The sequence below is a fragment of the Allobosea sp. P4_E12 genome, assembly GCF_056401655.1.
The window spans coordinates 23,089-48,850 of record NZ_JBFUIY010000041.1; the positions used below are offsets into that span (position 1 = coordinate 23,089).

The window sequence follows — 25,762 nt, forward strand, 5'->3', positions numbered from 1 at the left end:
GAGTGTTCCTCTTTTGTACTCATTTCTTCAGCATTTGGCTATCAGTCAATTTCTCAAGATTGAGGCGAACATAGCCTCTCACATCGCCTCTTAACGACAGTAGAATTCGGCGCAGCGCATCGGGACCAGACAGGTCGGTTCCAAACAGTGACCAGCAAGCCTCGGGGCGATCGCAGACATGGCCCACACTCACGCCGAATGCGTGGCCGAGCAAGACGTGATCGTTTCCGGATCGCCCCCCGCTATCGCCGATGCACAGGATTGAACGTTCCGCTTTTCCCGTCGCCTTCATCAGCCCTTCGAGCACGCGCGTTTTGCAGGCTGATGAAAGGACGATGTCGAACGTACGGCCTGTGTCGACAAGGCGAAGCTCGTCGCTGCCGCCAAGTCGAGTCTGCTGAAACTCGCGAATGAAGGCTTGTGGCTCGACCAGGTCCACCTGCTGAATGCTCAACTGCACGCGGCTGTTCTTTGGCTTGAAGGCGTGAAAGAGACCAGCTCGCCTGGCCAGAAGACCATGGATTTGATCGATGGCGGGATGCAACGCGGGCAGATCCTCGTCGATATCGGCGCTGAGCGGCTTGAGATAGGAGCCGTTGTAGTAGCCAACGAGAATGCCCTCCCAGTACCGGGAGGGCAGGACGGCGCGAAGCGCGCTGCCAAGCGAGCCGCCCCGACCAGTTGCGATCGCGAGCGTGAGCCCGTGGTCAAGCAGTCTGATCAGCTCCTCGACGATCTCTGGATCCGGGCATGCGAAAGGATCGCTTGCCGGGATAATTGTTCCATCGAAATCGAGCACGAGCGCCCAGTAGTCGACGCTGGCCAGTTGGCTCTGAAATCGGCCGGCGAGGACTACCCAGTCATTCGCATGCCCGCTGGGGTCGTCTCGGCGATATTGCTCGATCTGCTTGTGCGCCACGGGGGCCGTGCGGTGCTGGACAGTGTGAAGGAGCGTCCTTGCGTCATAGATGTTCGCGGCAGTCGGGCCGGGGCCGGGTTTCGCGGGGTCAACGCCGATACGCTGTCCGAGAGCTTCGACGATACCGAATCCGTCAAACACCGCTCGCAGCGTTTGGAACCGGCCGCAGTCCTGATAGTCGAGACTCGCGAAACGAATGGGAGGCAGGTTCTCAAGCAGGTTCGCCCAGCTTGCCCGGCTCTCCGCTCCTGCGAGGCTGATGACGAAGGTGTGCTCGCTTCGACGCGCGGGCCAGACGTGCCGACCATGTGCGAAATTCCGGAAGTCCGTCGTTTGTACGGGGCAAATCGCTGCTTCCCACAAGGACGTATCCAGCAGTGTCGCCGCAGCTCGTAGTCGGGGATCGGCAAGGAGAATTAGGCAGTCCTCGGCGCCGAACTCGGAGAAGGCATTCCTGATCTCCGACCGAGCGCCGTGCGAGAATTTGAGGTCAGCCAGAGCGACAAGCTCTTCGATAGCCTCCTGTCCGCGAGGATACGGAGAGGCACGGTCCGCGGCGATGTGGATCGCGGCGAGAGCTCCGACGAGGGAGTGAGTAGCGAGGAAGCCATCCTTCTGACCACAAACATCGACCACGTGGATCATGACGGCATGGTGTTCCGCGGCCTGAGTGGCGAGCTCAGAGCCGGCGTTGCTGGTGACGATGTGGATCGCCTTGGCTTTTCGCGCAATCGCGCTGGTAAGGGCTGCCTGGGCGTCGGCGTTGCGCCCGCCGGCGCTGAAAATCCAGACGTCGTCTTCGAACAGGCCGCTCAGGTCGAGCGCGAAAGCTTCCGGCGTGATGACAACCGTGAACGCGTATCCGAGCGTATTGCGGCACCGTGCGAGAAACTCACACGCTACCGCCGAACCCCCCGACCCGATCGAATAAGTCAGGCGGTTGCCTCCCTTCCGAAGGGCGTCGGTCAAGGTGCTCGGCTCAACAGCGCCAATGCGGCGAATCGTTTCGGGGAGCTCGTCCAGCTTGGTCGAGAAGGCAGAAGCGCAAGCGCTATCTCGGCTTGATTCGGGCGTCACGACTGGTCCGTCGGGGCTGGCGCCGTTGCCGTGGTCGCGTTGTTGGTGGGAGCAACGCCGTCATAAACATAGCCATGCAGCCAAACATGAACGAGGAGGTCGGGCGCGTTGGTCACTTCAGCCTTCGGGGGAGCAAAGTCATATCTGAGCGCTTCGACATACTTGACGGTCAGTTCATGTTCCAGTGCCGCCATCATGGCACCGGCGGCCATGACCTTGCTGCCAAGCGGGGAGACCACGATCTGGGAGGTGTAGTGGCCATTTACGGTGCGTTCGAACCGCTCTTTCAGCACCGACAGCGTGCGATAGAGATCGACAGGGTTCCGTTCAGACGTATAGATGATATCCCGGGGGGCGACCGACCATCCTTCGAGGAGCTCGGTGACATATTCACTCATGAGATCGTCAGCTTGCCGCGGATTGCGCGATGGAAACGGCAGTACGGGGCAGATCTTGTAGTAGTCTTGCTCGCTGCGCAGTTTTGCTAGAGCCGTTCCATTTCTATGGCTGAGTTGAGGCAACCAGAGCGATGCGACCTCGTCATCGCCGGTTTGACCGAAGTTGCCATTATATCCTTTGACGATGCTGGTCCTGTCTGACGGTTCTCCATGGATGTTAGCGTCGAGTTCCGGGTTCGAGGCGATCATCAGGTGAAAGTTGAGGGCCGAACCGCGCTCTTTGCATTTTTCGAGGATGTAGCGTGCAGCAGGGAAGGCGACGCCTATGGACATGGCACTCGTATCGAGAATGACATCGCTGAGCGCGCCGTCGAATGCCTGAGCCTCAAGACAGGCGACCATTCGTTGGCCCGCAATCACGGCTCCGTCATCGGCAAAAATCTGCACCTCCGAAACGATGGTGTCTGGAATCAAGGCTCGGATTTTTTTCTCGTTGTCGTCAGCGTGTTGCCTGAGATCCGCATTTTGATCGGCGCCTCGCTCCTCGCGGATGACCAAGGCTGCAAGGCGCTGTCCCATCACTCTGGCGAGCATGAACGCGATCGTTACTGATCTCGGGTCAAATCCTGCGCCCAGCACAATGAGCGCTCTCTTCTCCTCACTCGCAAAATAGGTCTCGGAAAAGGCCTTCGCCTTTTCGTCCATATGCACGAGGCAGCGGTCCCAGCGGAGTGTCACCATGCACCTCACGCCTGCTCAATGATGCGAATGAGGTGATCGATTCGTCGCTCGAGGAAGCCTCCCCGCTTCATCGTGAGACTGTGCTTGAGACAAATCGGACCGGAGAGCTCAAGCAAGCACCAGAGCTTTCCGCCCTGGCTATAATCAATGATTGGCTGCTTCAATGCGCCGTATGCCACGGCATACTTCAGTACGGAGGCGATCTCCCTTCCGGATTCCAGAATCGCAGTCATTTCGGTCTGCGGTATGCCGATGGCGTTTGCGCCACCACCCAATCTGGCGTTTGGCTTCGCGGTCTCTTCCGCACACTCCTTCGCCAGGGCTTCTACCAGAAGCGTTGCCTTCCCGGAGAGGGGAAAGGTCCATCGATCCACGATCTCTATAGCCTTTCGGCTGAGCTCTTCCTGTTGCATTTGAGGCTGCAGCACCGGAGATTTCCGGCGGATCATCAAGGTCTCCATCCGGGACACGAGATTGCCCGCCATTTGGAGAAACAGCTCTGCGTTCTCGTCGCTGGCATCACATAGCGCATCAATGCCAAAATGCCTGGCGCGGCCGAATATGGTGTGAAGATGAGCCCGCGCGCCGTCGGCTACACCGGAGTTTGGCTTCAGCGGTACATTTGGATCGGGATCCTCTTCGCCGAAAATATCGAGAGAGCGCTGAGGCGTCCGATTGGCATACCGATGCATGAGGATACGAACCATTGCGAGCTTCATATCCTCCCGAATGTCCGTAGACCGCGATGCTTCAGCATATTCGTCGACGGAAGCGTCGATCAGCTTGCGACGAGACGCGGTGATGGAAAGCTTGCGCTGATCGCTTTCAACCAGCCGCCGCAGTTCAGCGGTCTGACCGCTGGTGAGGCCTACTGGTTCCTCGGGCAACAAGTCTCCGAAGCGAGCGATGCCCTTCTCATTCAACATACGATGATGAGGCAGATAACGATTGGCCATATCGATCGCCATTCGTCGGAAGTTGACACGCTCGGCATCCCGATTTCGCATCTGCATTGCGACTTCTTCGTAGTCGCGCCCCACCTTGAGACCAGGCAGTGGATCGGCCTCGGTTCGAAAGACAAACTTGGGGTTGAGCGTATCGAGCCGCATCATTACCCACCGCGCGACCTTGATTTCGCGGCGTGCTAGTTCACGAAATATCAACTCCATCTGCTCCCCTTGGAGCACGTGGGCGTCGTCCAGGATGACGAGTGGCCGCAGACGGATCGGATCGTTCTCTCCCCAGTCGACTTCAATTTCCTGGATGACGTCGAAGGGCCGATAGGGAGATTGTCCGATGCTGTCGATTTTACTTAGCGGTGGCGGTACGAGGCTCGCGCCGATGGCGTAGATCGCGCGCTCCATGTCGCGCGCCCGCGCGCGGATCTTCTCAGGGTCAGTGCCTCCGATCTCCTCGACGGCCGCTTCGGCGTCGGGCCTCATAATGAACGTGATATCAGACGGCTGACGCTGCCCCGTGGCTGTGAGATTTCGGAAGATTGCTAGGATCGCGCGTGCTTGAATGAGCGAAAGCACCAATCGCGTCTTGACCGAATTGTCGTACGGTAATTCCCAAAAATCGCGATAACCCGATTCCATCGGAAGCCGGACAGCCACGATCGCCGGCTTTCCGTCCTTTGCGAAATTGCACTCGTTGATAGCCTGGGCAAGATCCTTATTGGTTCTGTTGTCGGGATCCTTGAGGATCTGCTCCATTAGCCGGAATTCGAGAAGCGTCGCGATCGTGGTCTTGCCGCTGCCAGGGCTCCCAGTCACCAGTACGGGAAGATCAAGAAGCGTGCCCTGCTCATTCGGCTTTCGGAAGAACGAGACCAGCGGGACAGGAGTTACGATCGAGAGGAAAGCCGTGTCGTCACGGAAAAATTCGGTGGCACGCCGGAGGAAGGGGTTGCTCATGTTCAACCGTGCCGATCGCGCCGAGCGAAGAGTGGCTCCATCTGATGCGCGCCCTTACCTTCGGTCTTCGCCCACAGCAACGTGATGCTGTTGTTTGGCGTGTTATGGTCGAGCACGACCGGTAGCGCACAGTCGGCATAGCCATGGCGAATATGGGTCATGCCCGCTTCCCGGCAGTGCTTCTCCAGCTTTACGAATAAGTTGTGGTCATAATACCTGTCGCAAATTTCCAATATCGCCCGATCTCCGATCGTATCTAATTTCGCGTCTGTAGGTAATCGTAGGCTTTCTGCGACGGTTATCTTTCCGAACGAGAGTTCAGGCATAGAGGCGGCGGCAGTTTTTATTCGTTCTTCGAGAGTATGGTGAGCTTGGTCGCTGGAGATGTAATGGTGGATATGTAGGTCATACTCTTCCACGAGCGGAAAATCGACTTCCTGGGCGAGGCGTGCTTTGTTGATTAGTGTGTTAAATTTCTCGAGTTTGCCCTTCCACACAGCCTTATGTTCATCATTAAGTGGTTTTCGGATAAACGTGGTTCCGGATGCCGTAAAATCGTCAATCAAATACACGCGATCGAACAGGTAAGGCTTTGCATCGACGTTGTGTTGTTTTTCGATAGCCGTGAGATGTTTGCGGAGGTCCTCCCCTAGATCCTTCCATTTTTGGCCATCAATATTCATCATCGGTAGGATCTGCTCGGTACTCAGGGTCTTTGGATTGGCCCGGCGGAGGAGATCGATTCTGCTTCCGTCACTCATTCCGACTAGGGCGGATCGACATTCAGGATTCACAACTGGCGCGATGTCTGATTCATGGGGTTCCGTGTTGAGACGCGGAGCCAATGATGGGGATCAAGCGCTACGAGCTGAATGAGGCGCAATGGCTGCGGATTGCGCCCTTGCTGCCCGGCAAGACGAGCGATCCAGGTCGGACGGGCTCGGATAACCGCCTGTTTGTGAACGGTTGTCTGTGGGTTCTGCGCTCTGGTGCCCACTGGTGTGACCTGCCCGAACGCTATGGCAAGTGGAAGACGGTGCATCGGCGTTTCAGTCGCTGGTGCCATACCGGGGTGTGGGAGGCGGTGTTCAACGCGCTGACCGCCGACCGTGATAACCAATATCTGATGCTCGACAGCACCATCGTGCGCGCCCATCAGCAAGCGGCGGCGGGAAAAGGGGGGCCAAGGACCAGGCGCTGGGGCGTTCCAGAGGGGGACTGACCACCAAGGTCCACATGCTCGCCGACAGGCTCGGTCGGCCCTTGCGGTTGCGCATCACGCCCGGCCAGGCCAGCGACATCACAGCCGCTCCCGATCTCCTCGCAGGTCAGGAAGCCGATGCGGTGCTGGCCGACAAAGCCTATGACAGCAACGATTTGCGCAACCAGATTGCCGCAATGAAGGCACAGGCGGTGATCCCGTCCAAGCGCAACCGCAAGGTCTTCATCCCTCACGACGGCGAGATCTACAAACACCGCAACCGGATCGAGCGATGCTTCAATCGCCTCAAGCACTTCCGCCGCTTCGCCACACGCTACGACCGCAGAACCATCCACTTCACAGGCTTCGTCCACCTCGCCGCAGCAATGATATGGCTACGCTGAATGTCGATCCGCTCTAGAAGAGTCTTCCGCTTCGCAATCTCGTATTCGACCAGAGCTTCCGACGTCGCCCACGCCTCGTAGGCGGGAATATTCATCTTGGCTGCAACTGCTTCGCGTAGCTGCGGAGCCACAACCTCGGGGAAAAACGACTCGACCAACTGCAGCATCTCAGCAGGCGAGACATAGATCAGCCGCCGACGGATGAACTGGTAAGCTGCGGGCCTGTCGGGATCATCGAACTGTTTGATCCACGTGATTAGATTTTCAAGGAATCTCACGCCGGACCTGAAATCCGCATAGCCGTCGTACTTTACGGCTGCCATCAGTTTGAGCCACTCAAACTCACGGGTGGCGCGGCTGTCATCCCACTTCATGAGTCTCATGATGAGACCCAAAGCCATCCTCTCGTTCACCGCTTCCCCCGAAGTCGTGTGCTTCAGGCCGATTAGCGGCCTTGCGCGCTTTACGTGCGATCCGTGTTGTATTGATTCTATTTTGATACGGTATTCGCTCGATTTTCAACCAGCAACGTATTGTCTTGCCTGGATGGAGGTCTGCACGCCGCCATGCGCCATAGTGCGCGACGCGTGTCGCCGTGAGCGTACTAATGAGCGCGCTTACGATAGGCCCGGAAACGCTGTGCGCCCGTTCGATCTGCCACTGGGTCGGCCGTATCGGGCAGGGCGCCTTGCCCCATCAGCGAATCCTGATAGGCGGGACTTCCGGCCTTTGAAGGGCATCGCGATGCCGGATCCCACCACTCTCATGCTCTTTGTCGGCGCTTTCCTGGTGCTCACCGCCACGCCCGGCCCCGACTTGCTGCTGATTACGTCGAGCAGCACCAGCCAGGGCGGAGCGCCGGGTTCCTGACCTATGCCGGCATCGCGCTCGGCACCGCGCGCGAGATCGCAGCCCTACGACTCCTGATCAGCGAAACACTCCCCATCCCTGAAACCAGACCAATTCGAATATCGATATACGCGCCCGCCCTGTGCCCATAATATCGGCGGGAGAGCAGAGTCGGCTCGTTAGCGAGCGGGGTGTCGGCGTGAAGACAGGTCTTTCCCGCAGAACCGTCCTCCAGGCCGCAGTGGCCGGCGTCGCCATCACGGTGTCGCTTCTGCCTTCCGCCACCCGGGCGGAGCTGATCGAGACGCCGCCGCATCCCGGAGCCGATTGGCTTGGCCCCGGCGGCAAGCCGAAATACCGGCTCGACGCCATCGCCAAGGTCACCGGCGGCAAGACTTTTACGCGCGATTACCGGGCCCGCGACCTCGAAGGCTGGCCGAAGCAGCAGGCGCATGCCTTCATGCTCCATGCGACGCGGGTCGACCGCGTCTTCGACAGCGTCGATCTCAGCCTGCTCGGCGAAGACCTCCGGCCGGATCGGCTGGTGCTGCACGAGGACCTCGTCGCCGACGGCGTCGCGATCCCGGCGCCCGGCTTCTACGGCGATGTCTTCTTCGTCCCCAAGGGCCAGACCGCACGCCTGCTCGGCCAGCCGGTCGCGCTGCTGATCTATCACGATTTTGCCCGCTATGACGCGGCCAAGCGCAGGCTGCGCTTCAACGACAAAGTCGTGCGCTACGGCTCGGAGGGCCCGTCCAGCACGCCCGGCCCCTATGGCGCGGCGCGCTATGTCCGGATCGACGGCGGCAGCCCGGAGGCCGAGGACCGCTATTCCGCGCTGAAGGACACGACGATCCGCACCGGCTTCAAGGGCGAGGAGCCGCAATGGCCCGCCGCCGGAGACGGGGACGCCATGGCTCGCGGCATGGCCGCAGCGGCCGAGATCGAGCACGAGATCGCCAATGCCGGTGACGACGTGCTGGTGCTGCGGCGCAGCTTTACCAGCCAGTCGGCCGATGCCTCGGCCATGGAGGCCGATAATGGCAATGTCTGGTACGAGCGTTCGGCCGGTATCCTGCATGCCCTGATCGCCACGCAATCGCCGCACGAGGTCGCTGAGATGGCGGCTCATATGGTGTCGAAGTCGAGCTTTCCGCTGAAGAGCATCGATCTCAAGATCGGCTACACCGTCGGCTACGGCACCAAGGACCACGCGATCTTCCCGTTCTACTGCGTGCTCGCCGGCCTGTACGCCGAGGGCCGGCCGGTGCGGCTCGCCAATGACCGCTACGAGCAGTTCCAGACCGCGCTGAAGCGCCATGCCTTCCAGATGGACAAGGTCATGGTCATCGATCGCAAGACGGGGAAGTTCCGGGCGATGACCGGGCGCTATCGCAATGATGGCGGCGGGCGCGAGAATTTTTCGGTCTCGGTCGGCACGGTCGGTGCCACGGCGGCGCAGTCGATCTATTACCTGCCGAAGAGCGATTTCTCCGCGGCGATCCTGTCGTCGCGCGCCGTCGATGCCGGCTCGATGCGCGGCTACGGCACCTTGCAGACCATGGCGGCGACCGAGATGATGGTCGACGAAGCGGCAGAAGCGCTCGGCCTCGATGCCATGGAGTTCCGGCGGCGCAACGCGCTGAAATCGGGCATGAAGAACTCGCAGGGCGCGATTCCCTCAGGCGCGCTGCGTCATGACGAGATCCTGGCGCGGGCGGAAAAGCACCCGCTCTGGGCCGGGCGGCAGCAGCGCAAGGCCGCCTTCGAGGCCGCCAATCCCGGCAAGAAATACGGCGTCGGCTACGGCCATGTGCACAAGGATTACGGCACCGGCGCCGAAGCGGCGCTCTGCGCGCTCGCATTCGATCCGGGCGGCCGCCTTAAGCTCTCGCATGTCGCGCACGAGATCGGCACGGGCGCCACGACCTCGCAGGCGGTGATGGCCGCCGGCATCCTCGGCCGGCAACCCGACGAGACCGAATTCGGCAAGGTGCGCTGGCCGCAGATGCCGCTCGAGACCAGCGACGAGCCCTATACGCTCTCCCAGGAGGAGGAAGACCGGCGTATAGTGAACCCGCGCTGGACGCCGAGTTTCACCTCGCCGATGAGCGCCTCCAACAGCGTCTACTATCTCGGCCATGCGACGCGCGAGGCCGCCCGCGCGCTTGTCGACCTCGCGCTCTGGCCCGCCGCGCGCTCGCTCTGGTCGCGCGGCATCGGCGGCGGCCAACTGGCGCCGGAGGCGGTCCGCCGCGAGGATCTGCGCATCGTCCGCGGCACGATCAACGCGGCCGCCATGCAGCCTTTGTCCTTTGCCGAGGTCGCGGCGGAGGCGCACCGGCTCGGCCTCGTCACCGGCGTCACCGTGCACAGCTTCAACCGCTGGCAATGGGCCGAGGCGGAGTTCGAACTGCCGGGTGCCGGGCGCCGCCGCTTCGCCATCGATGCGCTGGCGGTCCAATACGGCGAGGGCGCGCCGGCCGAGCGCAAGGCCCTGATGACGGAAGCAGGCTGGCACTTCGTCGACCGGGCCTCGGTCTCCTATCCGCCGGTGCAGCGCAACAATGCCGGCGTCACCTATTACGCGCCGATGGCGACGCTCGCCGAGATCACCGTCGACACCGGCAGCGGCGAGGTCAGCCTGCTGTCGCATCACTCCATCCTCGAATGCGGCAACCAGATCGTGCCCGAGCTGGTCTCCGGCCAGATCCAGGGCGGGCTCGCGATGGGCATCGGCCACGCCCTGAAGGAATATCTGCCGCTCTATGAGGACGGGCCCGGCAACGGCACCTGGAACTGGAACCGCTACGAGCTGCCGACATCCAGGGATGTCGCGGTCTGGTCGCAGACGGCCGAAATCCTGCCGCCGCTGTCGGAGACCGACCCGCCCAAGGGCATGGCCGAGGTGGTGATGATCGCGGTCGTGCCGGCGATCGTGAATGCGGTCGCCCACGCCATCGGCAAGCGCTTCTACAGCCTGCCGATCACGCCCGAGAAAATCCGAGAGGCGCTGGCATGATCATCGCGACCCGCACGCTCTCCCTGACCATCAACGACGAGGCCGTCGGTCCCATCGACGTGCCGGAGACGATGATGATGCAGGATTTCCTCTACGAGTATCTCAACCTGACCGGCTCGCGCATGGGCTGCGGCCAGGGCATCTGCCATGCCTGCACCGTGATCGTCGAGAAGGGCGACGGCTCGCTCGAGGAGATGCGCACCTGCATCACCGGCGCCCACTGGTTCACTGGCCGCAAGGTGAGGACGGTGGAGGGCCAGGCCAGGCGCGACGCCACTGGCGCGATTACACAGCTCTCACCGGTCCAGCAGGCCTTCATCGAGCATTTCTCCTTCCAATGCGGCTACTGCACCCCCGGCTTCGTCACCGGTGCGACGGTGCTGCTCGACCAGTTGAAGCGCAACCCGGTCCGGCGCGAGGCGCTGGAACAGGTGATCGGCGAGGCGCTCGACCGGCATATCTGCCGCTGCACCGGCTATGTCCGCTATTTCGAGGCGGTGCGCGATCTCGTCCTCAGGACACCCGGCTTGGTGAAGGCGTAGCGCGCATGGCGAGGAAGCTGCTTCTGGCCGTGCTGACGGTCGCCTTCATCGGTGCGCTCGCGGCGGGAGCCGTCTTCCTCGGCCTGTTGGAGCGCAGCGTCGTTTCCCGGGATATCGAGCAGCCGCTGACGGCGGAGCAGATGAAGGGGCTCGTCAAGCGCGGGGCCTATGTCGCCGTCGCCGCCGATTGCTATGCCTGCCATGTCACCAAGGGCGGCGCGCCCTGGGCCGGCGGGCTGCCCTTCGAGACGCCGTTCGGGACGATCTACTCGACCAATATCTCGCCCGACAAGGAGCACGGCATCGGCGCCTGGACGCGCGCCGAGTTCCACCGCGCGGTGCGCGACGGCGTCGGCAAGCAAGGCCATCTCTATCCGGCGATGCCCTATGCCTCCTATCGCAAGCTGACGGCTGGGGATGTCGACGCGGTCTACGCCTTCCTGATGAGCCGCGAGCCGATGAAGGTGGCAAACCGCGCCAACCACCTGCCGTTTCCCATGAATATCCGGCAAGGGCTGACCTTCTGGAACCTCGTCAACCTGTCGAGCGACACCGGGACGGAGGTGGCCGGGCGTTCGGAGGCCTGGAACCGCGGCCGCTATCTGACCGACGCGCTCGCCCATTGCGGCGAATGCCATACGCCGCGCAACCTGACGATGGGCATGAAGGAGAGCGCCTATCTCCAGGGCTCGGAGCTGGAAGGTATCGTCGCGCCCGACATCACCAAGGCCGGGCTGACGCGCATGGGTTTCGATCCTCTGGTCTTCGCAAACTTCATGAAATCCGGCATCTCGGCGCAGGGCGCCATGACCAACCAGATGTTCGAGGTCGTGCATTTCTCGACGCAATATCTGAGCCCCGACGATCTGGCGGCGATGTCGGCCTATCTGTTCGACCTCGACACACTGCCGGAGCGCGCGACGCCCCCAGTGCCGCCTCAGCCGGTTGCCGTTCCGGCCGAGACCGCAGCATCGGCCCGCGCCACCTATCTCGCCGTCTGCGCCAGCTGCCATGGCGTCGAGGGGCAGGGCATCCCGCATGTCGTGGTGCCGCTGGCGACCAACGCCTCGCTGCGCCTAGCGGATGCGCGCAACCTGAACCGGGTCATCCTGACCGGCATCCCGGCCCAGCGCTTCCCCGGGCTCGAGCGGATGCAGCCCATGCCGGGCTTTGCCGCGCAGCTCAGCGACCAGGAGGTCGCCGACCTCTCCAACTGGCTGCGGGCGAACTGGGGCGGCCAGAAGCCGACCGTGACGGTGGAAGAGATCCGGCGGCTGCGCTGATCGGCCAGCCGTCTGCGCAATCTGCGGGCGACGAACTGGGCACTCAGGTCGGCGCGGGCTTCGTTCCTCAGCGCCGGGGCTTGGCCCCGAGCCCCCGCAATGCATAGGCGATGACCTGTTCGATCTCGGGCCTCGCATGCTCCGCGCTCAGCGCCATCATCGTCGGGTGCATGAAGCAGACCATGGTCGTCTTCACACAGGCTGCCCCGGCTGCCGCATCCTCGACGCTGAAATCGCCTGAAGACTGGCCGTCCTCGACGATTGTCCTGATCAGGCCTTCGACGCGCTGGATGTAGCGAAGACAGACGCCCCAGCTTTCAGCCATCGCGTCCTCGACCATGTCGTTCACGCGGCTATTGGTCATGAAATGACGCTCGCTGAGCTCCGAGAGCGCAAGCAGGAAGGCGGCAAGACGCTCGGGAGGGGACGATTGTCCGGCGGCGATCACCGCGAGCTCGTCGCCGATCTGACCCAGCAGAAGCTCGGCCACGGCCTCGTTGATGGCCCTTTTGCTGTCAAAGAAGCGGTAGACATGTGCCGGGCTCTTACCGAGTTCGGCCGCGATCTCGGCGACCGTGGTCTTCTGGTAGCCAATGGTCGTGAACAGCCGCCGGGCGACCGCGAGAATCTCCTGCAGCGGCTCGATGCCGTCCTGCCGCCGGCTCGCATTCTCGCTCTGGGCAGTCACGCGCGCCGTGTAACGCGATGGATGTGTCACCAAGGCTACTCCAAGACAGTCGTGAGGTTCGATCGTCGAGCCGGATACGATTCCGGTCCGATGATCTGGTGGGCAACCGAGGTCGCGAAGCTCGGCACAAGCGTGACTGGCTCCGGCCCCGCCGGCGCGCCACGCTCATCCAGCGACTTGCGGAACCATAGCGCGTAGAGCGCCGGCAAGAACAGGATCGTGAGAAAGGTCGCGACGAAGAGCCCGCCCATGATGGTGACGGCCATCGGGCTCCAGAATGCGCTCGACGACAGCGGGATCATGGCGAGGATCGCCGCAAGCGCCGTCAGCACTACCGGCCGCGCCCGCCTGACCGTCGCGTCGACGATGGCCTCGCGCCGGCTGTGCGAGCCCGATGCGACATCGCTCTCGATCTGGTCGACGAGGATGAGCGTATTGCGCATGATCATGCCGGCGAGTGCGATCAGCCCCAGCAGCGCGGTGAAGCCAAAGGGCTGGTGGGCGAGATTGAGACCTGCCGATGTCCCGATCAGGCCAAGCGGCGCCGTCATGAAGACCAGGGCCAGGCGGGAGAAGTTCTGCAGCTGGATCATCAACAGGGTCAGCATCGCGAGAAACATGATGGGGAAGAGCACGAACAACGCGGCGTTCGCCTTCTCCGATTCCTCGACTGCGCCTCCTGTCTCGATGCGATAGCCCGGCTCCAGGCCATTCTTGATCGACTGCAGCCGCGGCAGGATCTGCGCCGTCACATCCGGCGGCTGGACACCGTCCACCACGTCGGCGCGCACGGTGATGACGGTGTCGCGGTTGCGCCGCCGCAGGATCGGATCCTCATGGACATAATCGAGCCTTGCCACCTGGGACAGCGGAACGGCGACGCCGTTGCGGGCGACGATGGTCAGGTCGCCGACATGGCCGAGATCCAGCCTTTCGCTTTCGCCGGCCCGCGCGACCACGGCGACTTGCTCGACGCCGTCGCGAACGGTCGTGACGGTCGCCCCGGAGACAAGGGTCTGCAGCGTCTGCGAGACATCCTGCACGTTCAGCCCAAGAGCGCGAGCCCGCTCCTGATCGACCACCAGCCTCACCGAGGGCGACATCTCGTTCCAGTCCAGATGCGGGTTGACCGCGTTCCTGTTGGTGCGAACGGCGTCGCGGACCTGGTAGGAGATCTCGCGCACCTTCATCGGGTCCGGGCCGATCACGCGGAACTGGACGGGAAAGCCGACGGGCGGTCCGAAGGAGAAGCGGTCGACGCGCGCGCGCGCCTGGGTCAAGGCGCCAGCGCCGATCGCGGCATCGAGGCGCGACTTGACGCGCTCTCTGCCCTCGATCGACTTCGTCAGGATCACGATCTCGGCGAAGGCCTCGTTCGGCAGCGTCGGATTCAGGCCCAGCCAGAACCGCGGGGAGCCTTGGCCGACATAGGCCGTGAAGGTCTGGATGTCGGGATCGCTCTGGCCGATCAGCCTTTCGGCCTCGGCGACGACGCCGGACGTGGCTCCGATCGACGAGCCCTCGGGAAGGCGGAGCTGGAGAAACAGCTCCTTGCGCTCCGATAACGGGAAGAATTGCTGCTGGACGAAGCCGAACCCGACGACAGCAGCAGCGAAGATGCCGACCGTGACGACGACAGTCGTCAGCCGCCAACGCACGCAGGTCTGGATCGCCCGGCGCAGGGCGCGATACAGGCGGGTATCGTAGATCGCGCCAGGGTCTCCATGTGCGCCGCCCTTGGACAGCGACGACGGCAGCAGCAGGACCCCGAGATAAGGCGTGAAGACCACCGCCACGATCCAGGACAGGGCGAGCGCGATCCCGACGACCCAGAAGATGCCGCCGGCATACTCGCCCGCACCCGACTTCGCGAAGCCGACGGGCAGGAAACCCGCGACGGTGACGGCGGTGCCGGTCAGCATCGGGAAGGCGGTCGATCGCCAGGCAAAGGCTGCGGCCTGGATGCGGTCGTAGCCCTGCTCCATCTTCACCACCATCATCTCGACCGCGATGATGGCATCGTCGACCAGCAGCCCGAGCGCGATGATCAGCGCACCGAGCGTGATCCGGTGCAGGTCCATGCCGAGCATGTACATCACGACGAAGGTGGCTGCGAGCACCAGCGGCACCGAAAGCGCGACCACGATCCCCGTGCGCCAGCCGAGCGACAGGAAGGAAACGCCGAGCACGATGGCGAGCGCTTCGACGAAGGAGCGCTCGAACTCGAAGATCGACTCCGCGACGATCTCGGGCTGGTCGGCAATCTGCTCGAACTTGACCCCCTGCGGCACGTCCAACTGGAACGCGCGCGTCGCGGCGGCCACGTCCTTGCCGAAACTCAGGATATTGGCGCCGCGCGCCATCACGACGCCCACGCCGAGCGCGGGTTCGCCGCGTTGGCGGACAAGAAAGCTCGGTGGGTCGACGAAGCCGCGCGTCACGGTTGCGATATCGCCGAGCCGGAAGGTGCGTCCTCCTGCATCGACCGGCGTTTCGGCCACCGCCTTGACGCCGTCGAGCGCTCCGGTGACGCGAAGCGGAATGCGTTGCGCGTTCGTCTCGACGGTCCCGGCGGGCGTCACGTCGTTCTGGCGGGCCAGCGAGTCGAAGAGCGCCTGCGGCGCCACGCCGAGCGTCGCCAGCTTGGCATGGCTGAACTCGACATAGATGCGCTCCGGCTGGACGCCGTAGATGTTCACCTTCGCGACGCCGGGAACCCGGAGCAGCCGTTGCCGCAAGGCATCGGCGACCTTCTTGAGCTGAGCGTAGTCTGCGCCGTCTCCCGTCAGCATCGTGAGGATCGAGTCGACATCGCCGTACTCGTCATTGACATTCGGGCCGATCACGCCCGCCGGCAGGGAGGGCCGGACATCGTCCATCTTCTTGCGGAGTTGATAGAACAGGCCCGCGACCTCGGCCGGCGGAGTGCTGTCCTTGAACGAGATCTGCATGGCCGCAAAGGACGGCTTCACATAGGTCTGCACCTTGTCGAAATAGGCCAGCTCCTGGAGCTTCTTCTCGATGGGGTCGGCGACCTGGTCCTGCATCTCGCGCGCCGTGGCGCCTGGCCACACCGCCGTCAGCACGGCGTCCTTGATCGTGAAGTTCGGATCCTCCGAACGTCCGAGCCGCATGAAAGACAACGTTCCCGCTATCGCGATCACGATGATCAGGAAGAGGACGAGGGCGCGGTGCTCGACAGCCCAGCGCGAAAGGTTGAATTCTTTCATGGCGTCCTGGGCCTTCTCAGAATGAGAATTGATCGACGGCGCGAACCGTCAGGCCGGCGTCGAGCTTCTGCGCGCCAAGCAGGACCACGCGGTCGCCCTCTGCGAGTCCGCCAGAGACGATCACGTCCTTCGCTTCGTAGACGGCGACAGTGACCGGCTTGGCTGCGAGCTTTCCGTCCGGGCGCACGGTCCACACTGACGGCCCCGCGCCCTGGTTGACGAGCGCTGTCAGCGGCAGGCGAACGATGCGCTCGGGATCGGAATCGGTCAGGGTTACGGTCGCCGTCATGCCGAGTTGCACTTCCGGGCCTGCTGCAGCGACCGGGAAGCGCGCGAGATAGGTCCGCGTCGCGGCGTCGGCGGCAGGCGACAATTCCCGCAAGGTCGCGCCATAGCGGACCCCGGCATTCGACCAGAGCGTTACGACGGCCTTCGCCTGTCGCGCGCGTTCGACCGAGGCCTCCGGGATCGCCACGACGGCCTCCTTTTCTGCCGTGCGGGCAAGCCGGATCGCTGCGTATCCGGGCTGGACGACCTGGCCGGGCTCGACCGCGGTCGCCGTGATGACACCGTTCGCGTCGGCGCGCAGGACGGCGTAGGACGAGGCGTTCCTGGCGAGGTCCAGCGCGCGTTCAGCGCGGGCGAGGCGGCTCCGCGCCTCCTCCGAAGCGGCGCGCCTTGCGTCGAGCGTGGCGGCCGTCGTCCACCCCTGCTTGATCAGTGACCTGGCGCGATCGAAGTCGGCCTCGGCCTGCGCCCGGCTGGCGGCCGCTGCCGCGCGCTCCGCCTCGGCCTGCGCGACCTGGAGCCCGAAATCGGCCTCGTCGAGCGTGGCGAGCACGTCGCCGTCCCGGACCACGTCCCCGACATTCACGAGCCGCTTGGCGACCTTCCCCTGCACGCGGAAGCCAAGATCGCTTTCGACGCGGGCACGAATGACACCGACGAGGCTGCGCTCGCCGGTCCTTGGCTCGAAGGCGACGGCCGGAGCCAGGACAGGGCGGGCCTGGTCGTGAGTTTCGGCGCGCTCTGCCCCGTCCGAAGGCCCGCAACCGGCGAGCACCGCGGCGAGCCCCGCAATGGAGGTGGCGCGAAATACGTTGGAAAGCAGTGGTGATCCGCGCATGGCGCCCTCGAACTGTTGTGAGGCCGGACAGGGGTGCTGCGGAAGGTCTGGATCGCGGGTTTGACGCGCGGATCGCACCTTCAGGAAACACCGGTAGCGCAAGCATGATCGGCTTACGTGTGATGAATGTCAATATTCGTCACACGTATTTCGTCATTCGATTATCGTGGATGCGCGACCTTCCGTCTGGGCCGTCCCGGCGCTCGCCGCGTTCGGGGGCAGTCTCCGCGAAGTGTCCGTGTTCGCTGAAAGCGGCCATAGCGCGCACCGCGCGTCAGCCTGTGGTCGTGAGAGCGCTGACGGTGAGCAATCGCCGCGCGTTCGATCTGCCGCTGGCGCCGGTCGCACCGGGGAGGGCGCCTTGCCCGACCAGCGAATCCTGATAGAGCGGAATTCCGGCTCCTTTCGAAGGAAATCGCAATGCCGGATCTCTCCACCCTCATGATCTTTGCCGCCGCCTGCCTGGTGCTTACCGCCACGCCCGGCCCCGACATGCTGCTGATTGCGTCGCGCAGCATCAGCCAGGGGCGCAGCGCCGGGTTTTTGACCTATGCGGGCATCGCGCTCGGCACCTATTGCCATGCGCTTGCTGCCGCGCTCGGGCTCTCCCAGCTCTTCCTGACCGTGCCGATCGCCTATGAGATCCTGCGCTGGGCCGGCTGCGCCTATCTGCTCTATCTCGCCTGGAAGACCTTGCGCGCGGACGGAGCAGGGTTTTCCCCGACAGCGACGCTGCAGCGGCTGTCGGGGCGGCGGATCCTCGGGGAGGGCCTTGCGACCAACCTGCTCAATCCAAAAATGGCGCTCTTCGTCCTGGCGCTGTTTCCGCAATTCGTGACGCCTGAAGGCGGCTCGATGGTGGCGCAGATGCTGGTGCTCGCCACGATCATCAACGGCATCGGCTTCCTCGTGAACGGCGCGGTGATCCTGCTCGGCACCCGGCTTCGTAGCCTTGTTGCCGGCCGGCTCCGCTTCCCCAGGTTGCCCCAGTATCTGCTCGCGGGTGTGTTCGCGGGGCTGGCCTGCCGTCTCGCGCTCGGGGCCAGGAACTGAGCGTGCCTCGCGCGTGACACGACACGAGGCAAAAAAACGCCCGGCCGCGGAAACCGTGGCCGGGCGTTTTCAAGAGCTGAGCTTTCGCCCTTACTTCGCGGCGCTCGCGAAGGACTGCCAGCGCTTGAGGAACTCGTCGCGCTTGGCCGCGGCTTCGTCCTCGTCGATGCCGAAGACCTTGACGCTGTCCATGGCCGGCAGCTCGACATGTTTGGAGACGTCGATGTCGCTGCGGCTCGGCCGGCGGAAGGCGTTCTCCAGAAGGGCGATCTGGGCCTCCTTCGAGAGCATCAGGTCATAGGCGGCCTTTGCCGTGGCGCCGCCCGGCGCGCCCTTGATCAGCACCTGGAATTCCGGCGTGCTGAACGTGCCCTCACTGGGGTAGACCAGCGAGATCTCGCGCTGGCCGCCGGCGACATAGGCATAGGCATTCGACTCGAAGGTCAGTCCGATCGGGTATTCGCCCTGGCCGACGCTGCGCAGCACCGTCGAGGCGGCGCTGGACACCGTCAGGTTCGCGGCGAGCGCCTTCAGCCCATCGGGGCCGAGCAGCTTCTCGACGCCCCACAGGATCGTATAGGCGGTCGAGCTGTTGGCGGGGTCGGCGATGATGATCTTGCCCTTGAAGGCCGGGTCGAGCAGCTCCTTCCAGGTCTTTGGCGCCGGCTTGCCGCCGAGCTGGTTCTTGTTGACCATGGCCACGACGAGATGGACGTTCGAGGCGGTCCAGAGGTTCTCCGGCTGGCGCAGGGCTGCCGGGATCGCGGCGGCTTCCGGCGAGGCATAGGGCTCGAAGAGCGGCTTGAAGGCGCCGAGCGTATTGGCGCTCGAGCTCCAGAACAGATCGGCCTGGGGCTTGGCGGCTTCAGCCTCGATCCGGCGCAGGAGCTGGCCGGAGCCGCCGGTGATCGTGCTGATCTTGAGTTTTGCCTGCTTGTCCTTGGCGACGCCGAGCACGGCGTCCACGGCCTGGGCATTGTTCGAGGTGTAGAGCACGACGGTGCCCGCTGCACCCTGGGCGAAAGCCGGTAGCGCCGGTGCGGCCGCAAGGCCCGCTAGCCCGGCAAGGACGGCGCGGCGGTCGATCAGGTTTGTCATGGTCGTTCCTTTCTCCCCGCCTTCCCCTTGCTGTGTCCGGACGGCGAGGCGGAGCCGGCCCGGCTTGGTCGTTTTCTGGAACCGTTCAGGCCTTTGACGAGAACAGGTCGATCTTGAAGACGCGGGTCGCGACGATGATCGGGATCAGGATCACCGCGACCAGCACGAGGCCATAGGCGGAGGCCGAGGCCATCAGGTTGGAATCGATCAGCTTGTAGATCTGGATCGGCATCGTCTCGCGCCCGCCGGAATAGACGATGATCGAGGCCGAGAGCTCGGCGACGGTGGTCGTCCAGGTCAGCACCGCGGCCGCGGCGACGGCCGGCAGCATCAGCGGCAGCACGACCTTGAAGAAGGTCGCGACCGGCGGCACGCCGAGGCTGACCGAGGCCTCCTCGATCGAGTTCGGGATATTGTAGAGCGTCGAGGAGGAGTTGCGGATGCCGAAGGGCAATCGGCGCACGACATAGGCGAGCACGATGATGCTCGCCGTGCCGGTCAACGGCAGGAAGCCGGTGTTGAAGGACATCACCAGGCCAAGGCCGATGATCGTGCCCGACMGCGCCAGCGGCAGCGCCGTCAGATAATCCAGCGCCGGCGTCAGGATATTGCGCTTCTTGACGATGAGATAGCTGACGAGCGCGCTGAAGGTGATGCCGATCACGGTCGCGACGGCGGAATAGGCCAGCGTGTTCAGCACCGGATCGGGCGCGATCCGCACCAGCCGCTCGACATGGGCCGTCGTCCATTCGCCCCAGCGCATCACCGGGCCGCGCGAGACGGTGAAGGCGCCGATCACGATCGAGCCGAGCGGCAGCAGCGAGACGACGACGAGCAGCCCGGCGAGCAGGCCGATGAACAGGCCGGGCAGGCCGCGCAGCCGCTCGGCCCTGGCGCCGCGCCCCTGCGTGACCTCGTGGCGGCCGCGCGAGACGATCCAGCGCTGCACGAAGAGCACGATCATCACGAGCGCGATCGAGACCGTCGCCAGCGTCGACTGCATCACCGGGTCGGAGCCGCCCTCGGCGACCGCCGCCTGGTAGGTCAGCACCGAGAGCAGCGGCACGCGGCTGCCTAGAATGGTCGCGGTCGCGAAATTGCCGACGACGAGGGTGAAGACGAGGAGCGAGCTGGCGAGCACCGAGGGCAGGACCACGGGCAGCATCACGCGCAGCCGCGAGCGCGCCGGCGAGGTGCCGAGGCTCTGGGCGGCTTCCTCGAGCTGGACGTCGAAGCCGCGGATGGCGGCGAGCGTGCCGATATAGATGTAGGTGTAATAGGTGAAGGTCATCACCGTGATCAGGCCGGGCCAGCCGTAGAAGCTCGGGATGTCGATGCCCCGCGCGCCGAGATAGCGGGTGATGAAGCCGTTATTGCCGAGCATCATCAGCCAGGTCTGGGCCGCGATGACCTCGGGGATGACGAGCGTGATCAGCGGCAGCACCGCGACGATCGATTTGCCCGGGAATTCGAAGCGCGCCGTGAAATAGGCGAGCGGCACGCCGATCAGCGTCGTGGTCAGGGTGACGGCGACGCCGAGCACGATCGTGTTGAGGATGGCGGCGAAATATTTCGGATCGGCCGCGAGCAGCGCCCAGCCGCTATGGCTGCCGCTGCCCAGGCTGCCGGTCAGCACCCTGAGCAGGGGATAGAGCAGGAACACGGCCAGGATCGCGAGCGCCAGCGCCGAGAACCAGAACCAGACCGAGCGGAACTGCCGGCTCATGATGCGAGCACCAGCGTCCGGGCCGGATCGAAGCCGAGGCCGACCTTGGCGCCGGGCTCGAAACGGTCATGGGCGCCGCTCTGGAGATCGACCGCCAGAACGCGCCCGCTGTCGAGCACGACCTTGTAGCTGGTCTTGCCGCCGAGATATTGCCGATGCGCGATGCGGCCGGGCAGGGTGCCGGCGCTGCCGGGCTCGGCGAGCAGGATGTCTTCGGGCCGCGCCACCAGCGTCGCGCGGCCGGCCGCGAGCGCCGCCGGCGCACGGGCCGCGATCGCCGTGCCGTCGAGCACGACCGGGCCGGTCTCGCCGGCCTGGCGCGCCAGCGTGTCGACCTCGACCAGATTGGCGCCGCCGACGAAGTCCGCGACATAGCTGGTGCGGGGCTCGCGATAGATCTGCGCCGCCGTGCCGACCTGCTCGAGCCGGCCCTGGTTCATCACGCCGATGCGGTCGGACATGGCCAGCGCCTCTTCGCGGTCATGGGTGACGAAGACGGTGGTGATCTTCGCCTCGCGCTGCAGCTCGACGATGGTCTCGCGCACCTGCAGGCGCAGCTTGGCATCGAGATTGGAGAGCGGCTCGTCCATCAGCAGCACCTGCGGCTGGATGACGAGGGCGCGCGCCAGCGCGACGCGCTGGCGCTGGCCGCCCGAGAGCGCGGCCGGATGGCGCTGGCCGAGATGGCCGAGGCCGACGCGCTCCAGTGAGGCCTGGACCTTGGTCTTGATCACGCCTTCCGCCTGTTTGCGGGCGCGCAGGCCATAGGCGACATTGTCGAAGACGGTCTTGTCGGGAAACAGCGCATAGTCCTGGAAGACCATGCCGATATCGCGCTTATGCGGCGGCAGATGCGTCACCTCGGTACCGCCGAAGCGCAGATGCCCACGCTCGGCCGGGACGAAGCCGGCAATGGTGCGCAGCAGGGTGGTCTTGCCGCAACCGCTGGGGCCGAGCAGGGTGAAGAAGGAGCCCGGCTCGATCGTCAGTTCGAGCCCGTCGATGACGCGCTGGCCGCCATAGGCGACGGCCAGATTCTCGATCGCGATACCCATATCTCCCCCTCGGTGCTGGAACTCCGGCGGATCGGCGCCGTCTCGGAGCGGGTTGGCTCAGTGTTTCATGCTGGTCTCGACGAGCCGCAGCATCTCGCGGTGGCGCGCGGGATCGCCCGCCGCCATGATGCGCTTGCCCGTGCTCTGGGTGAGCGGCTGGCCTTCCCAGTCGGTGACGACGCCGCCGGCCCCTTCGATGATCGGGCGGAAGGGCGCGAAATCCCAGAGCTTCATCCTGGTGTCGAAGGCGGCATCGGTGCGCCCGCTCGCCAGCAGGCCAAAACTCATGCAGGCGCCGCCCCAGATCCGCCAGGCGGTCGCCGCGCGCATGGCGTCGAGTGCCGGACGCTCCTCGTCGTCGAAGAAATCGGGATTGCTGGCGGAGAGAATGGCCTCGCCCAGCGCGCCGCAGGCGCGGGTGCGGCAGGGGCTGCCATTATGCAGGGTCGGCCGGCCCCTGACGCCGATCCAGCGGTCGCCGGTGACGGGATGGTCGATGATGCCGATGATCGGCTCGCCCTCGCGCATCAGCGCGATCAGCGTGCCATAGACCGGCAGGCCGGCAATGAAGGCGGCGGTGCCGTCGATCGGGTCGAGCACCCAGACCAGATCGGCGTCGGAATTCGCGGAGGCTTCCTCCTCGCCGATGATGCCATGGCTGGGAAAGCGGTCGGCGATGCGCTCGCGCAGGCGCCGTTCGATGCGCGCATCGAGCGCGGTGACGAAGCTGCGGTCGGGCTTGACCTCGACATCGGGCCGGACGGTTGCCGCCTCCCGCAGGATGCTGCCGCTCTCCTGCGCCAATTGCCAGGCGAAGGCGAGCCAGCTGTCTTCCTCTTCCTTGGAGCGCATCCCCGCCTCACCACCGCTTCGAGATGTCATCAGAATGTCATGATACAAGAAAAATACAATAAGTATTTTGCTTCGCCGACTATGGAATTGAGCGCCGTGCGGGCTCGGGACGAGGAGTAATGCGCGGAAAAACCGCCGGGCCGCGCCCCGCCGCCCTTAGGGAATGCCGATTCGGCGCGACACAGCGGCCCCAACGCCCCGCGAAAACTTGTTAGCCGGGAAGCAAGCGCACGGCCAGCGCGGCGTTCACCCGCCGCCGCGCTCCGTCGCTTCTGAGCCGTCCCTTATTTGACGACGAAGCCGTGGGCGAAGGGGTCGCGATCGTCGATGAAGATCGTGTTGATGCCGGTCATCCGGGCCCAGCCGGCGATGGAGGGGATGATCGCCGGCTTGCCCGCGACGGTGGTCGCTGCCTCGACGCGGCCGTTGAACAGCGAGCCGATGATCGATTCGTGCACGAACTCGTCGCCGACCTTGAGCCGGCCCTTGGCCGCGAGCTGCGCCATGCGCGCCGAGGTGCCGGTGCCGCAGGGCGAGCGGTCGATCGCCTTCTCGCCATAGAACACGGCATTGCGCGCATGCGCTTCCGGCTTCGTCGGCTTGCCCGTCCACTGGATATGGCTCAGGCCGCTGATCTGCGGATGCTCGGGATGGACGAACTCGTATTTGGCATTGAGGGCGGCGCGCAGTTTTGGCGACCAGCCGACGAGCTCGCCGGCGGTATGGTCGGCCATATCGCGAAAATTCTTCTGCGGCTCGACGATCGCATAGAAATTGCCGCCATAGGCGACATCGACCACGATCTCGCCGAGCCCTTCGACCTCGGCCGTCAGGCCTTCGGCGGCGAGGAAGCCCGGCACATTGGTCAGGCGCACCTCCTCGACGAAGCGGCCCTCCTGGCGATAGGTGATGTCGACCTTGCCGGCGGGCGCCTCGATCGAGAGCTTGCCCGGCTCGCGCGGGGTGATCAGGCCGTTCTCGATGCCCATGGTGATCGTGCCGATGGTGCCGTGGCCGCACATCGGCAGGCAGCCGGAGGTCTCGATGAAGAGCACGGCGACGTCGCAATCGGGCCGGGTCGGCGGATAGAGGATCGAGCCCGACATCATGTCGTGCCCGCGCGGCTCGAACATCAGGCCGGTGCGGATCCAGTCGAACTCACGCAGGAAATGCGCGCGCTTCTCCAGCATGTCGGCGCCTTCCAGCCGCGGGCCGCCGCCCGAGACGAGGCGGACCGGATTGCCGCAGGTATGTCCGTCGATGCAGGAGAAGGTGTAGCTGGCCATGGTCCGGGCCCTTCAGAAGCGCTGCGAGGAAAAGGGGGCAAGGTCGATTGCGGGCTCGCGCCCGGTCAAGAGATCGGCGACGAGCCGGGCGGTCCCTGCCGATTGGGTCAGGCCGAGATGGCCGTGGCCGAAGGCGTGGATCACGCGCGGCGTGGCCCGCGCCCGCCCGATCGCCGGCAGGCTGTCGGGCAGCGAGGGGCGAAAGCCCATCCACTGCACGCCGCCCTCGGACTTCAGGCCGGGCAGGAAGAGGCGCGCCTTCTTCAGCATCGCCTCCGAACGGGCGAAATTCGGCGGCAGATTCAGGCCGCCGAGCTCGACGGCGCCTCCGACGCGGATGCCGGTCGAGAGCCGGGTGGCGACGAAGCCGTGGCCGCCGAAGGTGATCTGCGTGCGCAGGTCGAAGGCGTCAGTGGGGAGGGTGGTGTTGTAGCCGCGCTCGGTTTCGAGGGGAATGTGCTCTGCGAGGCTGCGGGCGATCAGATGGGAGAAGGCGCCCGCTGCGATGACGACCTGCGGCGCGCAGCGTGTGCCGCCGTCGCGCGAATGGATCGCGACAGTATCCCCGAGTGGCGTGAGGCCCGAAACATCGAGACGCTCGATCACGCCACCCCGGCTGCGGAACGCCTCCGCGAGGGCAAGGGTGTAGAGTTTGGGATCGGCAATCGAGTACCAGCCGGGCGTGAAGGTGCCATGCGTGAAGCGCGGCGCAAGGCCGGGCTGGATCTCGGCCATGCCGGCGGCATTCAGATGGCGGAAGGCGACGCCGTGCTTTTCCCGCGCCTGCCAGCCGGGAAGCGAGGCTTTCAGCTCGGCTTCGCTCTCGTAGACCTGGAGGTTGCCCTCCTTGCGCAGCATGTAGCTGGTGCCGGTGGCCTGCAGCAGCGGCTCGAGCTCGGCTTTCGACAGGTCCATCAGGGCCGTCTGCGCCGCCGTGGACTGCTCCACGTTCCGGGGCGAGCAGGCTCGCCAGAAGCGATACATCCAGGGGGCGATCTGCAGCGCATAGCGCGGCGGCACCGAGAGCGGCCCGAGCGGGTCGGCGAGCCAGCGCGGCGCCTTCTTGAGAATGCCGGGCGATGCGAGCGGCAGGATATCGGTGAAGGCGAAGGCGCCGGCATTGCCGGCTGACGCGCCGGCCGCCGGTCCTTCGCGATCAAGCACGATGACCGACAGGCCGCGCCCCTGCGCCGCGATCGCTGCGGAGAGGCCGACGACGCCGGCGCCTATGACGATGACATCGGGATCGGCCATCAACGAAGACCTGCTTGGCTCAATCGGCGAGCGGACGCGGCG

18 protein-coding genes and 2 pseudogenes are annotated in these 25,762 nt (G+C 64.6%); 6 read left to right on the forward strand and 14 right to left on the reverse strand.

Going from position 1 to position 25,762, the window contains the following annotated elements:
* Window positions 1-19 precede the first annotated feature (19 nt).
* The 4 genes from AC1DW9_RS31585 to AC1DW9_RS31600 all read right to left on the reverse strand — a co-directional run bounded on the left by AC1DW9_RS31585 (window position 20) and on the right by AC1DW9_RS31600 (window position 5,737).
* The gene (locus tag AC1DW9_RS31585) at window positions 20-1,888 is read right to left on the reverse strand and encodes an SIS domain-containing protein (protein ID WP_476777005.1); all 1,869 of its coding nucleotides are present in this window, start codon (window positions 1,886-1,888) and stop codon (window positions 20-22) included.
* Between the two features lie 104 nt (window positions 1,889-1,992).
* A complete protein-coding gene (locus tag AC1DW9_RS31590; protein ID WP_476777004.1) occupies window positions 1,993-3,135 on the reverse strand; it encodes a hypothetical protein in 1,143 nt (380 codons plus the stop codon).
* Between the two features lie 5 nt (window positions 3,136-3,140).
* Entirely contained in the window at window positions 3,141-5,051 is a 1,911-nt protein-coding gene (locus AC1DW9_RS31595; RefSeq protein WP_476777003.1) for a hypothetical protein, read from the reverse strand.
* Between the two features lie 2 nt (window positions 5,052-5,053).
* Window positions 5,054-5,737 carry a phosphoribosyltransferase-like protein gene (locus AC1DW9_RS31600; RefSeq protein ID WP_476777002.1) on the reverse strand — a complete coding sequence of 228 codons (684 nt, stop codon included), beginning with the start codon at window positions 5,735-5,737 and terminating at the stop codon, window positions 5,054-5,056.
* A gap of 161 nt (window positions 5,738-5,898) precedes the next feature.
* Here AC1DW9_RS31600 and AC1DW9_RS31605 point away from each other — a divergent pair.
* Window positions 5,899-6,656 (forward strand): annotated as a pseudogene (locus AC1DW9_RS31605) (IS5 family transposase).
* Here the strand turns inward: AC1DW9_RS31605 and AC1DW9_RS31610 are convergent.
* Window positions 6,587-7,057, reverse strand: coding sequence for a hypothetical protein (locus AC1DW9_RS31610; RefSeq protein WP_476855292.1), 471 nt, complete (start codon window positions 7,055-7,057; stop codon window positions 6,587-6,589). The pseudogene AC1DW9_RS31605 and the gene AC1DW9_RS31610 overlap by 70 nt on opposite strands.
* A gap of 343 nt (window positions 7,058-7,400) precedes the next feature.
* On the opposite strand from AC1DW9_RS31610, the pseudogene AC1DW9_RS31615 reads away from it, so the two are divergent.
* The 4 genes and pseudogenes from AC1DW9_RS31615 to AC1DW9_RS31630 form a co-directional block, all read left to right on the forward strand.
* A pseudogene (locus AC1DW9_RS31615) lies at window positions 7,401-7,552 on the forward strand (LysE family translocator); the annotation flags it as partial.
* Window positions 7,553-7,704: 152 nt separating this feature from the next.
* Window positions 7,705-10,527, forward strand: coding sequence for a xanthine dehydrogenase family protein molybdopterin-binding subunit (locus AC1DW9_RS31620; protein WP_476777000.1), 2,823 nt, complete (start codon window positions 7,705-7,707; stop codon window positions 10,525-10,527).
* A complete protein-coding gene (locus AC1DW9_RS31625; RefSeq protein WP_476776999.1) occupies window positions 10,524-11,069 on the forward strand; it encodes a (2Fe-2S)-binding protein in 546 nt (181 codons plus the stop codon). Before AC1DW9_RS31620 ends, AC1DW9_RS31625 begins: the two co-directional genes overlap by 4 nt.
* Window positions 11,070-11,074: 5 nt before the next feature.
* Window positions 11,075-12,352, forward strand: coding sequence for a c-type cytochrome (locus AC1DW9_RS31630; RefSeq protein WP_476776998.1), 1,278 nt, complete (start codon window positions 11,075-11,077; stop codon window positions 12,350-12,352).
* Window positions 12,353-12,419: 67 nt separating this feature from the next.
* Here AC1DW9_RS31630 and AC1DW9_RS31635 read toward each other — a convergent pair whose 3' ends face one another.
* Genes AC1DW9_RS31635 through AC1DW9_RS31645 form a run of 3 tightly spaced genes read right to left on the reverse strand, consistent with a single transcriptional unit; the run spans window position 12,420 to window position 17,396 of the window.
* On the reverse strand, window positions 12,420-13,070 hold the full coding sequence (locus AC1DW9_RS31635; RefSeq protein WP_476776997.1) for a TetR/AcrR family transcriptional regulator: 651 nt from the start codon (window positions 13,068-13,070) through the stop codon (window positions 12,420-12,422).
* Between the two features lie 5 nt (window positions 13,071-13,075).
* A complete protein-coding gene (locus AC1DW9_RS31640) occupies window positions 13,076-16,270 on the reverse strand; it encodes an efflux RND transporter permease subunit (protein ID WP_476776996.1) in 3,195 nt (1,064 codons plus the stop codon).
* 16 nt (window positions 16,271-16,286) lie between these two features.
* Complete coding sequence (locus AC1DW9_RS31645; protein WP_476776995.1) at window positions 16,287-17,396, reverse strand: efflux RND transporter periplasmic adaptor subunit; 1,110 nt, start codon at window positions 17,394-17,396, stop codon at window positions 16,287-16,289.
* 420 nt (window positions 17,397-17,816) lie between these two features.
* On the opposite strand from AC1DW9_RS31645, the gene AC1DW9_RS31650 reads away from it, so the two are divergent.
* On the forward strand, window positions 17,817-18,449 hold the full coding sequence (locus AC1DW9_RS31650) for a LysE family translocator (RefSeq protein WP_476776994.1): 633 nt from the start codon (window positions 17,817-17,819) through the stop codon (window positions 18,447-18,449).
* A gap of 90 nt (window positions 18,450-18,539) precedes the next feature.
* On the opposite strand, the gene AC1DW9_RS31655 is transcribed toward AC1DW9_RS31650, so the two are convergent.
* The 6 genes from AC1DW9_RS31655 to AC1DW9_RS31680 all read right to left on the reverse strand — a co-directional run bounded on the left by AC1DW9_RS31655 (window position 18,540) and on the right by AC1DW9_RS31680 (window position 25,720).
* The gene (locus tag AC1DW9_RS31655) at window positions 18,540-19,547 is read right to left on the reverse strand and encodes an ABC transporter substrate-binding protein (protein ID WP_441504717.1); all 1,008 of its coding nucleotides are present in this window, start codon (window positions 19,545-19,547) and stop codon (window positions 18,540-18,542) included.
* An 85-nt stretch (window positions 19,548-19,632) separates the two neighbouring features.
* Entirely contained in the window at window positions 19,633-21,273 is a 1,641-nt protein-coding gene (locus AC1DW9_RS31660; RefSeq protein ID WP_476855293.1) for an ABC transporter permease, read from the reverse strand.
* Complete coding sequence (locus AC1DW9_RS31665; RefSeq protein WP_441504715.1) at window positions 21,270-22,328, reverse strand: ABC transporter ATP-binding protein; 1,059 nt, start codon at window positions 22,326-22,328, stop codon at window positions 21,270-21,272. Before AC1DW9_RS31665 ends, AC1DW9_RS31660 begins: the two co-directional genes overlap by 4 nt.
* Window positions 22,329-22,385: 57 nt before the next feature.
* On the reverse strand, window positions 22,386-23,210 hold the full coding sequence (locus tag AC1DW9_RS31670) for an inositol monophosphatase family protein (protein WP_441504714.1): 825 nt from the start codon (window positions 23,208-23,210) through the stop codon (window positions 22,386-22,388).
* Between the two features lie 254 nt (window positions 23,211-23,464).
* On the reverse strand, window positions 23,465-24,466 hold the full coding sequence (locus AC1DW9_RS31675) for a 4-hydroxyproline epimerase (protein ID WP_441504713.1): 1,002 nt from the start codon (window positions 24,464-24,466) through the stop codon (window positions 23,465-23,467).
* 12 nt (window positions 24,467-24,478) lie between these two features.
* Window positions 24,479-25,720, reverse strand: coding sequence for an NAD(P)/FAD-dependent oxidoreductase (locus AC1DW9_RS31680; RefSeq protein WP_441504712.1), 1,242 nt, complete (start codon window positions 25,718-25,720; stop codon window positions 24,479-24,481).
* Window positions 25,721-25,762: the final 42 nt, after the last annotated feature.